11 protein-coding genes are annotated in these 12262 nt (G+C 44.4%); 3 read left to right on the top strand and 8 right to left on the bottom strand.

Translation table 11 applies throughout. The annotated features are described in order from the left end of the window. Positions 1-35: 35 nt before the first annotated feature. The 8 genes from HQM11_13285 to HQM11_13320 form a co-directional block, all read right to left on the bottom strand. Positions 36-1808: a chloride channel protein gene (locus HQM11_13285; GenBank protein MBF0352000.1), complete on the bottom strand. Its 1773-nt coding sequence runs from the start codon at positions 1806-1808 to the stop codon at positions 36-38. After that, complete coding sequence (locus HQM11_13290; GenBank protein ID MBF0352001.1) at positions 1768-2430, bottom strand: PTS sugar transporter subunit IIA; 663 nt, start codon at positions 2428-2430, stop codon at positions 1768-1770. Before HQM11_13290 ends, HQM11_13285 begins: the two co-directional genes overlap by 41 nt. Before the next feature lie 423 nt (positions 2431-2853). After that, positions 2854-4305 carry a hypothetical protein gene (locus HQM11_13295; protein ID MBF0352002.1) on the bottom strand — a complete coding sequence of 484 codons (1452 nt, stop codon included), beginning with the start codon at positions 4303-4305 and terminating at the stop codon, positions 2854-2856. 18 nt (positions 4306-4323) lie between these two features. Continuing rightward, positions 4324-5757 (bottom strand): diguanylate cyclase, encoded by a 1434-nt coding sequence (locus HQM11_13300; protein ID MBF0352003.1) that lies wholly within the window; start codon positions 5755-5757, stop codon positions 4324-4326. A 34-nt stretch (positions 5758-5791) separates the two neighbouring features. Further along, a complete protein-coding gene (locus HQM11_13305; protein ID MBF0352004.1) occupies positions 5792-6178 on the bottom strand; it encodes a hypothetical protein in 387 nt (128 codons plus the stop codon). A gap of 183 nt (positions 6179-6361) precedes the next feature. Continuing rightward, positions 6362-6748, bottom strand: a complete 387-nt coding sequence (locus HQM11_13310; GenBank protein ID MBF0352005.1) for a PIN domain-containing protein — start codon at positions 6746-6748, stop codon at positions 6362-6364. Further along, on the bottom strand, positions 6748-6939 hold the full coding sequence (locus HQM11_13315; protein MBF0352006.1) for a type II toxin-antitoxin system VapB family antitoxin: 192 nt from the start codon (positions 6937-6939) through the stop codon (positions 6748-6750). The genes HQM11_13310 and HQM11_13315 overlap by 1 nt, the downstream gene beginning before the upstream one ends. Before the next feature lie 118 nt (positions 6940-7057). After that, a complete protein-coding gene (locus tag HQM11_13320) occupies positions 7058-8392 on the bottom strand; it encodes a hypothetical protein (protein ID MBF0352007.1) in 1335 nt (444 codons plus the stop codon). 398 nt (positions 8393-8790) lie between these two features. Here HQM11_13320 and lon point away from each other — a divergent pair, with 398 nt between their 5' ends. From lon to HQM11_13335, 3 genes are all read left to right on the top strand, one after another. Then, positions 8791-11262 (top strand): endopeptidase La, encoded by a 2472-nt coding sequence (gene lon, locus HQM11_13325; protein MBF0352008.1) that lies wholly within the window; start codon positions 8791-8793, stop codon positions 11260-11262. A 376-nt stretch (positions 11263-11638) separates the two neighbouring features. After that, complete coding sequence (locus HQM11_13330) at positions 11639-11935, top strand: BrnT family toxin (protein MBF0352009.1); 297 nt, start codon at positions 11639-11641, stop codon at positions 11933-11935. After that, a complete protein-coding gene (locus tag HQM11_13335) occupies positions 11932-12132 on the top strand; it encodes a hypothetical protein (protein MBF0352010.1) in 201 nt (66 codons plus the stop codon). Before HQM11_13330 ends, HQM11_13335 begins: the two co-directional genes overlap by 4 nt. The last annotated feature ends 130 nt before the right edge of the window (positions 12133-12262 follow it).

Here is a 12262-nt window from a genome sequence, read left to right on the forward strand (position 1 = left end):
TGTTGTGCGGATTTTGTGGCGATGGGAAAATCCGCTCAGTCATTCTGGAGTTGAAGCTCGCGGCGGTAATGATTGAACAGGGTGGATTTGGAGAGCATCCCCAGAAATACGCCATCCCGGTCAACGACAGGCAGAGACCACGAATGGGATTCCTCAAATTTTTCCAGGGCCTCATTGATGGATAAATCCGCTTCAATTTGAGGGAGTTTACGCATGACACTGCCCATTGTCACCAGATCATACAGATTCTGATTGAACAGGTAGGACCGAATATCATCCAGAAACACAACGCCGATACAGGCCGTTGAGTTGGTCTGCATGACAGGAAAATAGTTCCGGTGTGCTTTTTTGAAAATTTCAATAAATTCGCCTAACAGAAGTCCTTCATCAATCGAGATACAGTCCTTGTCCAGAATTTCATGCATATTCATGGAATGGAGCAGATACGCGTCAGAACCTTTACGGACCAGATCCCCCCGCGCAATCAACTCCCTGGTGTAAATCGAGCCAATACCCAGGGCATAACTCACCAGCATGGAACTGCTGGCAGTGAGCATCAGCGGAAGCACCAGCGAATAGCCACGAGTTGATTCCATGACCAGAAAAATTCCTGTAAGAGGACTGTGCATCACACCACTGACCATGCCGGCCATTCCCACCAGAGAAAACGCTTCGACCCCGGCCTGATCGGTGATGGGCAGATAATACATAGCGATCCCGAACGCATAGCCGATTCCACTGCCCAAAACAAGGCTGGGAGCAAAAGTGCCACCAACGCCACCACTGCTCAGGGTGAAACAGCAGGCTAACATCTTCATGACCAGAAATAACAGGATCACACTCAATTCAGGAGACACGGACATCACCAGAAATTGCTGAATCATGGGATACCCCTCTGCGAGCACCTCAGGCATGAAAAAGCCCAGGCCTCCAACCATGAGTCCGCCAACGATGGCCTGGATCCAGGAATGACGGGAAATTTTCTGAAAGATTTCATGCCAGAAGGACAGCATGCGCATAAAGATCGCTGACATGACTCCAGTGACAACCCCCAGTACCACACAGGCAATCAGTGAGTTGATCGAAAATGTGGAAATCTCATGGTAAAACGGGATTTTGTTTCCCATGATCACGCGGCTCAATTCTGTGGCTGATACCGCGGCAATGATGGTTGGAAGAATGGTGAGATACGACCATTCCCTCAGGATGACTTCCAGGGTGAAGATCATTCCGGTCAAGGGAGCATTGAACACTCCGGCAATCGCACCGGCAACCCCGTAACTGATCAGCAGTTTTTTATGGCGTTCGTTCATTTTGAGGAGTTGACCCAGCACCACTCCGGCTGAACCACCCACACACACAATCGGACCTTCCAATCCGGCGGACCCACCAGTTCCAACAGTCAACAGGCTTCCCAGAAAACGTGAAGCCAACATTCTTCGTGGTAAAAATTTTGAACCAAGCGTGACGCTCTTGATCACATCAGGCACACCATGTCCAGATTGATCCCGAAGAACATGGCGGATCAGGAACACGGCGACTCCGGCACCCACTGCCGGTAATAAAACCCCCCAGGAAGTCTGGGATACGGATTCAGACCAGGAACTGACCAGATGGACACTGTAGTTGAGCGCGACAGACAGTGCTCCTGAGACCAGTCCGAGCACCAGCGCAAAAACCATCATCAGGCCGGCCTCCAGCGCTGAAACCTGGGTAAAACGAGACAGGGAACGGGCATGTTTGTCCGTTTCACTATTGAGAAAATGCTCAATGAATATTTTTTTCGAATTCCGTAATAAGTTTTTCATGTTCCGGATGTTTCTCTAATAGATCTGTCATTTGATTATTTCTGAGAATTTGCGCCAATTGTGCCAACAGTATCAAATGCGCTTCAATGGAGGAACTTAACACCACAAACAAAACAAACACAGGAAGACCGTCAACACTGTTAAAATTAACTGTTTGCGCAGGATAAAACACATGAATCATGGATTCCACGATGCCTAATTCCCTTGGATTTTGTGGATGGGGAATAGCGACACCTCGGCCAATCCCTGTGGAAGAAAGTTCTTCCCGTTTTTTTAGTTGAGCTGTCAGGTTGCCGCCTCTGATCGAGGGTTGTAGCAATGAGCCAATCTGCTCATAGAGCAACGCGGGATTGTTCCCGGAAATGTCATACCATGATTTTCCTTTTTGCAGAGCCCGGATCACATCGGTTTTCTCATCGCCCGCGACAACAGGTTTGGGTTGCAGATTTTCCAGATGAAGCTTGAGATGCTTGGAATGTGCCCAGGCTTCCAGTGTGGCACGATCAAACACATAGGACCCATGACGATTAATACTGGGAATGGTTCCATCCCTGATCCACCGGCGCACAATACTATCTGAAACATCCAGAAGTCTCACCACTTGTTCTATATTCAAAAACATAACTACCCTGAAAAAAACGTAATATTGTATCAGCAATGATCGACGGGATTGAGGCAATCACCGGAAATACACATATCAGATAAGTTGTAAAAGTTTGCCACCTGTGCAGGTGGTTTGAAAATGAGCCGCTAAGAACACGAATAAAAAGGGTAAGCGTTCAGCTTTCAGTATTCAGCTTTCAGTGTTTATGCGCTTCAGAAGCATTATGACTCAATAGCAGAAAATATCGTTTGGCTTCCAGGCCTTGAGAATTCCTGAAAACTGATAGCTGACGACTGAACGCTTACTAAAAAGGTTTTTTTATATAAATAAAGACCTCCGTGAAACCCTGATTTTCAAGATTTCCGGTACATATTCCCTTTTTTACTTTGTGTTCTTCGTGTACTTCGTGGCTAAAAAAGTACCTGCACAGCTCAGAATTTTTCATTTCCGGAAAGATGCTTTCGTGAACATTGCCAGACCAATGCCATACAAGACAAACCATGAAATGATTTCCTTTGCACCCCATTGAGACATCATGCTGAACAGCACCGACAGCTCGGTAATGTCGGATTCTCGATAAACAAATCCTGCTGAACCAATCAACACCAGCCATTTTGTCAGCCAGATTGCTATTGAAACCACCGATTGTGTTTTTTTCTGCTGATCCGCATGATAGCCTGCCAGCGTGCGTTGGATATCTTCTTCAGAATAGTAATCCTGAACCACGGGTTCGATGATATCTTGAGTTTTGGAATCAGCCCGTTGCTTGCGTTCCTCATTGATTCGTTTCTGTTCTTGAGTCCATTGTTCATGCTGTTCGTCTTGAGTCAGCGCGATTCCAATTTTTTTTCGATAGGAATCCAGTTGGGACGAACTTTTTGTTCCAACCTCCCAAGTTTTGTAGGAGAAATGGCGGAACAATTCATGCAGGATTTCTTTCTCACGATCCAGTTCTATCTCCATCCATTTCCGGAACTTTTGCCAACGGTGTTGCCACTGATCCAGTTTCATGGAATGAATCATCCTGTTCCACTTGCCGGAAAAATATGCGGCGATTACCTGATTGACGATACTCCAGTTTGTGATCAAACCGGGGTCAAACACGGTCATATCTGCGGTGCCATCGAGATTTCCGAGTGATGACAGACTTTTTTGCCAGTTTCTGGAGGCTTCCAAATCCTGTTCAAGTTGCGCGATCTGATTTTGTTGTAACAACTGTTGATGCTCGAGTCCTTCAATCTGCTGAAGAAGTCCATGTTTCAGGGTCTCTGCTTCCAGGTCCATGTTCTCAGTTTTTTTACTGAATTCCTGCTTAAGTGCCTCAACGTTTGCGTTTGTGGACTGTTCCCGTTGATCGAGTTGTTCCCACAAGGTTTTCCAGAGGTGATCCATTTCCTGGTCGGTATTCTGAAGTTGTGCATCGAGAGCCTGCCATTCTCTGTATTTAACCTGATAGTCGTCAATACGCTTCAGTTTGGCAGCCCGGTCTTCTGACGCAAACATCAGTTTCATTTGTTTTTCAAAATTTTGACGCTGTTGCGTGCGGGCCGTTTGCTCATGGGTTGCCCACGATTGTGCCATCAATGGAATTTCCACTAACCGTTTGTCTTCCTCTTCCCATAACTGGAGGAGTTGGTCATACCATTCAAGCCTGCGTCCTTCATTTTGCCTGAGTTCGTCGTGTCGTAGATTTTCGCACTGAAGATTTTCTTCTGTACGTTTTTTTGACAACCATTCCCGGGTTTTCAGACGGATCGCATGAATGATCCGCTCCTGTTCCTGTTTCAGTGTTTCCAGATCAGTGAGAGCGCTTGGGGAAGCTTCAGCGGGCGTTAAGGGTTGTGTAGCGGATTGCGGTTGTTGCTCTGGTTGAGATAATTCAGTTTCATCCATAGACCCTTTAAACTCAGATCAAACTTTTGCGGGGAGTTTCGTTGAAGTGGCCTTTGATACGATGACGATGTTTCTGCCCTTGTTTTTTCCCTCATACAGACATGCGTCAGCTTCTTTGAGCAGTTCTTCAACAGTGGTTGCTGGAGGAAATGACGCAACTCCAAAAGTTGCGGTTAAATTGCCGGTTGGTTGCTGATCCTGAAAAGGAAATTCTTCCAGTTCAATGGATCTTCTTAATTTTTCCGCGACTTTTCGGGCAGGATTCAGTCCGCAATTGGGAAGAACCATCACAAATTCCTCACCGCCAAAGCGGGCCGCAAGATCCCCCCGTCGCACGTTCTGTTCAAGCAGGCTGGCGACCCGTGAAAGAACAATATCGCCCATCGGATGTCCATGAGTATCATTGTAATGTTTGAAATTATCGACATCGGCCATGATCAGTGAAAATTGGGCAATGGGATCGGGAGATAACGTCACCAGAGCCTCCAGAAATTCATTGAGACGTCGACGATTGGCTAAGCCAGTCAATTGATCTGTTTCAGCGTCATGCTCAATCCGGTCCAGTTCCCGATGTTTGTAAAACCAGATTTTCAATTTGGTGATGGTGTGTCTGAGATCAAAGACGGAATAGGGTTTTTTCTCCAGTTCATCGGCGCCAAGTTTGATGAGTGCTTCACGCCGAATCACATCATTGCAATAGTCGCTCACAATCAGAATGGGTGCACCCTGGAGTTTCATGGCTTTGAAGGCTTCCTGAATGGCATGGTCATCCGATTCAAATGGATGAGTGAACAGCAGATCCATCACCACAAGTCCCAGATGATGAGCCAGTGGATTCTCAATGAATTCCATGGGATTCGCATATTCCAGCACGATGGATTCAGGCCAGTTGGCTTCAATGATTCCACGAATGAGCAACCGGTCTGTGGTGTTTTCATCAATCACCGCGACCTTGACCAGATCACCGGTTAACACCCTGTCACTTTTTCTCAACAGGGATTGAGCCGTGGTGACACGCAGTTTATGGGCCAGTTCATAAGCCAGCATGGCATAAATGATGGGCGCATGACTCGCATTCGAGGGAAGTTGCAGCGCATTGACCGGGAAAGATACAAGATGAGTGATACTTTCCGTGATCACATCCGCATAACGCACAGAGGGTTGGAGCACACTCAGTTCGCCGATAATGTCCCCATAATCATCCAGTCGCATGATTAAATGTCCCTGAGACATCACCAGAAGTGAGCCTTCAATCAGAACATAAATTTCCTGATGTTTATTTTCACCTTCATACAATAAATGTTCATTGGGCTTGATGATCAGATAATCGCCTTCACGCAGGATGTTTTCAAGCACCGTTTCATCCAGTTGCTTGAAGTGCGGTCTTGAATGAATCCGCTTCACGCAGTGTTCCAGCAAATCCTTCTGCTTTTTAAGGGATGTCCGTTCCATGTCAGTCTTTTCGATCACAAGTCCTACAAAAAAGTCAGGCTAACGCTTTGCCCAGATAGGTGTTCAGTTCAGTGAATAAAATGACAATTTCGTTGATATGCGCAGGAATATCAATTCCATATTGCTTGCCGCCGGTTTCATGTTGCAGGGCATCGATCAGTTTCATGATTTTCGGAACAAACTCCTGTTCAATCAATCTGGCAATTTCCATTTTTCTGGGGTGTTTGAACAATTCATCCCTTAAATAGGCCGAATCACTGTAATACGCGCCCAGTAGCGGTTTATAGGATGACGTGGCAAACACAATATCACGAAGTCTGATCAGATTTTGAACTTCCTTGCGGTCGTCGGAGTACTTCAGGATTTCTTTCAATATATTCAACAAAATGCCTTCAGAATCCGCATGAATCTGACGTGACATAAAACCTCCTTCAGAAAAGTGAAATGATTTGCTGTGAAACAGCGTTGGAATAACACATAACGCAAAGGTCAGTGGTTGACGGGGTGACACAGACCGTTGGAAAAGATAAAAACTGAAAAACTATTGAAATCTTTGGCAAAGGCCGCACCTCGGAAATCCACGGCACCGCCTTGTTGGCCGTGGCTATAGAGTTTCATAAAGTTCTATATCAAGAGCTTCTTTTAACCACACAAAATGTTTATCAAAGGAGTAAATACTACAATGATTTTGCATGATATTTTGTGCTAAAATCAGATCGGGAATTCCAATACCATTCAAACCTGACTGCAAGCAAATTACCTGAAATCGAATGATCTCATTCCAATCAATATTTAATGATAACTTTGAGATATTGTTAAGTAAATCGATAACCTTAAATTGTCTCTTTACTTTCAGAAATGGAATTAGTTCCACCAAAATTATATCATTGGTTACTATCAGATTTTCATCGATTAAAACGTCTAAATTACTGGATCGTATGCCACTTCGGAAATAATCTATCCAGACAGAGGTATCTATCAGAATTGACATTAGCGCCCTCTGATCAAATCTAGGTCTATCTCCAGATCAAGATGTCCTTTAAAATTTTTTAAATCAGCAATTCTTGATTTGCGAATTACTTCCTCCAAAGCAAAGGTGATCACCTGCGTTTTCGTTTTGATATGAGTTGCATTCATGGCTTCTTGAATCAGGTTTTCCGGTAAATCTAAAGTAGTTCTCATTTTGTCTCCATATGCACAAGATGTGAGATCGTTCTCATTAGTTACTTCTTATGCATAAGAATACAATTTAATGCATACCAAATCCACTTGTTTTTTTGATAAATTTGAGAGGCCAACATCAGGGATATTGAATTTCAGGAATACCTTCCGTGCAGGCGGTAATATTCCATATATGTGAAAATGCTTCACGAGCCCGGGTTGTGGAATTGTTCAGCACTTTCTCGAGTCCGGATTTAGTGAACAGCGGCTGAAAATCCTTGAGTTCAGCCGTTTCAAAGTCAAAATCCGGAAAGTTATTTTTGATTTCTCCCAGCCAGTTCATGACAGTGCCTTCTCCCTGATTATACGCGGCAACCGCAACGATGGCCCGTACAGAGGGTCTGAAATAAATCCTTTTCCCCTCAAGGCGCCAGGGATAATTCAGATAATAGCGCAATAGCAGTGACGTTGTTAAGATATTTGTTTCCAGATTGAGAACACTGCCATAAGATTTTCCATAGCGCTGTTCCGCGATTTTTGAGACAGCAGAGTGAATTACCGCATGTTTTCCCGAAAGAACATCACCCCGTAAAATTCGTTGTACCAGCGTGGTCATCAATTCCTCATTGCTACCGAAACTGATGCCCTCAGCCACAATTTCCTGTTGAACTTCAGTGATGAATGATGAAATATCAGGTTTTAGAGGAATCACTTCCACCGGAAATTCGCCCAGATCCCCAAGAGTCACAGCGGTTCCCATATCTTTCAGAATCTGGTTCACCATAGGGTCCAGATAAATGTTTCTGAGATGTATCGCCGCGGCCTGCATCCGTTTTTCAATGTCAGGATTTTCCCTTAATTTTTTAATCTGTTCGAGTGCGATACTGGTGATTTGCCCCAAACCCAGGGCTCCAGTATAGCTTCTGACGTTGAAATCAAATTTTGATTCCTGGAACAACAGACACATCATGGTTGGGTAAGGAATTTGAAAAAAATGAGAGCCCGTATGCGCAGCAAGTGTAATCCTGACAGGTTGATCATGGGAATAGCCATACAGCGGTTGGGTGGCCACAGGAATCAGAAAACGTTTGTACCAGACACTTTGCATGATGTAATCATTGAGTTCCGCAACATCTCTCTGGGAATCCAGTTTAAGCACTTTCCGGCGAAAACGGGCCGCACTGATCGCATTGTATGAAATCAGAAAGTGATGGATGCCTTCAAGAACTTCAGGAAGGTTTTGTCGTTTTCCCCGCATGATTTTTCGGTAATACCGGTTTGTAATATCCATGACTTCTTCCAGAGAACGGTTGGACACCTGTGAAACCTCTTCCAGTCGTTGCGGGATGGGATTATATCGCAGAAGTTCTTCAGCGTCAGGCACATCCAGCGCATAAGCCGACCCTTGCCAGATCATGAAACAACCGATCAGTCCGGTAGCCCAAATAAGAAGTAGTGTCCGTGTTATCCGCATGGTTGCTTAATCCCGGAAATTGAGAAATATACTCGTAACGAGCCATAAAAAATAACCAGTAGAGACGGATTTGAAACCCGTCTCTACGTTCGCCTGGTGGATAACGCGCCCCACGGGACGTAGGGCACGAGCAAACTTTTACAAGTTATTCTTTTGCCATTCCTTAACGTATCCTGAACATTATCACAATAGTCAGCGGTAAATTAATACTTTTTTTGTCAGGATCTTTGTTTTATGCATTGTCTGAAAGATGATTAATATTCCGGGATTTTCAATCAATGGCTTAGCCACCAAAACAAAAATAAATATAATTTGAGTTACTGCTTTTCATTTACTGGCATAAATGTGTAAATACTGATTGTTCATATTCAATTTTAAACAAACATCAAGGAAAGGTTATGGCCGATAATACCAGCGATTCTAATGAACAGGATTCCGGTGAAGATTCCATTTTTAATTTAGAGGAAACCACCAAGGTTACTGATGACAAGTCCGTTGTAATTACCAGCGATCTACTGCCCACCGTGCTTCAGGTCATTCCTCTGCATGATCGACCTTTGTTTCCTAAAATGACAGTTCCGATCATGGTTCAGGACAGTCAATTTATGAAAATGTTGATGGAAGCCAAATCAAGCACGTTGTTTGTCGGGTTTGTTCTGGCTAAAAATCAGGACAATGCTGACGAAGGACCACCCAAGGCCAAAGATATGAACAAAGTGGGGGTCGCCGCAAAGATTCTTCAGGTATCTGGACATCATGATAAAGAGGGTCCGCTCCAGGTGATTGTGCATGTGATGGAACGGTTTCAGGTTGTCAAATTCATGACGGATACACAACCCTGGAAGGCCAAAGTTCGCTATTGGTATGAAGATGCTTCTTCCAATGAAATCGATGAAGAACTCAAAGCTTATTCTGTTTCAATCATCAATTCTATCAGGGAACTCATCCGGTTGAATCCGTTGTTCAAGGAAGAGTTGACGTTGCTCATGGGCGAGGTCAATCTTGCCCGTCCGGGGATTCTGGCTGACTTTTCCGCTTCGATGACCACAGCGTCCGGAGAGGAGTTGCAGGGAATTCTGGAAGAACGTGACATTCACACTCGTGTTGAAAAAGTGCTGGTGCTTCTGCATAAGGAACTGGAGATCTCAAAACTTCAGATTCAGATCAATAAACGCATAGAAGACCGGTTATCGACCCAGCAACGTGAATTTTTTCTGAAGGAACAACTCAAGGAAATCAAGAAAGAACTGGGACTCGCCAAGGAAGGCGCGGAAACAGAAGTTGAAAAATATCTCAAACGCATGGACAGCCTGACTCTGACCGAAGAAGCCCGGGAGCGCATTGAAGAAGAACTGGAAAAACTCAAAGTTCTGGAACCCTCATCAGCCGAATCCAATGTAACACGGGCCTATCTGGATTGGTTGACCATTCTTCCCTGGGGCATTTATACCAAAGACAATTATGATCTTAAAAAAGCGGAAAAAATCCTGAATCAGGATCATTACGGACTGAAAGATGTCAAAGACCGGATTCTGGAACTCATCTCAGTCGGCATCATCAAGGGCGATCTCGCCGGTTCCATTGTTCTGTTGGTGGGACCTCCCGGTGTAGGTAAAACCTCAGTTGGACAATCCATTGCCCGCAGTCTGGGACGGAAATTTTACAGATTTTCCCTGGGCGGTATGCGTGATGAAGCAGAAATCAAGGGGCACCGCAGAACCTATGTGGGGGCCTTGCCGGGAAAACTCATCCAGGCCTTGAAAACCTGCAAAACAGCCAACCCTGTGATCATGCTGGATGAAGTCGATAAAATCGGCGCCAGTTTTCAGGGGGATCCCGCATCGGCCTTGCTGGAAGTTCTGGATCCTGAACAGAATCATGCCTATCTCGATCATTATATGGATGTGCGTTTTGATTTGTCCAAGGTCCTGTTTATCTGCACCGCAAATCAACTGGAAACTATTCCCAGACCCCTGCTGGATCGTATGGAGGTGATCCGTCTGTCGGGATACATTATGGAAGAAAAGCTTCAGATTGCCAAAAACTATCTCATTCCCAAACAACTGGAAAATCATGGTTTGATTAAATCCAGAATTTCCCTGTCACGAGCAGTGATCAAGGAAATTATTGATGGCTATGCACGGGAAGCCGGAGTGCGGAATCTGGAAAACCAGATCAAAAAAATCATGCGTAAAAGTGCCCGGACTATCGTGCAAACTGAAGTTGACAAAGTTGAAATCACCTCCAGGGATTTGCCGGAAATTCTGGGCCGAAAAGTATTTGATGAAGAAAAAGTTTTTCGAAAAAACAGAGTTGGTGTGATCATGGGGCTGGCCTATACCAGCATGGGTGGCGCGACCCTGCATATTGAATCCACTGCGATAGACTCAAAAACCCCGGGCTTCAAACAAACGGGGCAACTCGGAAGTGTCATGGTGGAATCCTCAGAAATTGCCTATACCTATGTCCGGGGTATGTTGAGCAAACATAAAAAATACAAGGATTTTTTTGAACAGAAACACATCCATATTCATGTTCCCTCCGGGTCCACACCCAAAGATGGTCCCTCTGCGGGAATCACCATGGCCTGCGCCATCTATTCCCTGGCGACAGACACGCCCTTGACGGGCAGACTGGCCATGACTGGAGAACTGACACTGAGTGGACTGGTGATGCCGATTGGCGGCGTGAAGGAAAAACTGATTGCTTCACGGCGAGCTAAAGTTCAACAGATCATTTTTCCAGAAGAAAACCAGAAGGATGTGGATGAACTGGAGGATTACCTGAAAGATGGCATGCAGTTTCATTTTGTCGAAACCGTGGATCAAGTGCTGAATATATGTTTTCCTGATGTGAAACTTGAGACGTAAGGCACCCCATAGGCACGCTCAAAAAATACCAAGGAACGTCTCAAACCATTACAGACTAAGATTTCTTTAGCGCCACATCTAAACTCAGTAAAATTAAATATTTACCGTTTTTGAGAGATGTTTGACACACAATTTAAATCCCACCATCAACCCCAATAACCCATGCTCAAACTCGAAGACATTAAAAAAGATGCACAAATCAAAGGTCTGGAAGCGAATGAAATCGTAAGAGTGGTTGCCGTGGAGCAGTGATTATGGCAGACTAAAAGTGCACCTTTTTTGAGGGTTGTGGCAGAAAATTTACATTTTATGAGCGTTTTTAAAATATGATGAAATCAGAGATGGATGAAGTTTATATCTCATTCACGGAGGACGGTTGTTTTACAATTTTGAGTGGCATTCAATCAAGGCAAAGAAGAATCTTCAAAAACATAAGATCAATTTTGAAAGAGCATCTCAAATTTTTCTTGATCCGATAGCACTGTCTATTCCTGATGAAGAACACAGTTTAGAAGAAGAACGATGGATTACCATTGGTAAAGATCAACAAGGATTGATTCTGGTAGCAATACATACATTTCGTCGGATAGATGAGAACACATGTGTCATCGGCCTTATATCCGCTCGCAAAGCGACCAAGCGAGAATTGCAACAATATTATGAGGGCATATGAAAAAGGAGTATGATTTTTCCCAAGGGAAACGAGGCCTGTTTTATAATCCTGAAGCACAGTTGAATCTCCCGATTTATTTAGATCAAGATATAGCAATGTTTATTGGTGAACGTGCCACAGCTAAGAAAGTGGATACACAAACATTGGTTAATGAGTGGTTAAGAAAAGAAATTGATCTGATTCAATCGCTTTCTTAATGATAGAGGAAAAACCATTGAAAATCAGTGCCCAAAACGCACTCCGTCATACGGTCCGTGAGTTTTCTGCTTCGCTTAACGTTGGACTATTGGTGTCTTGAATCAATATTGCCTGTCATAACCCATGAAT

This window comes from SAR324 cluster bacterium (genome assembly GCA_015232315.1).
GTDB lineage: Bacteria > SAR324 > SAR324 > SAR324 > NAC60-12 > JADFZZ01.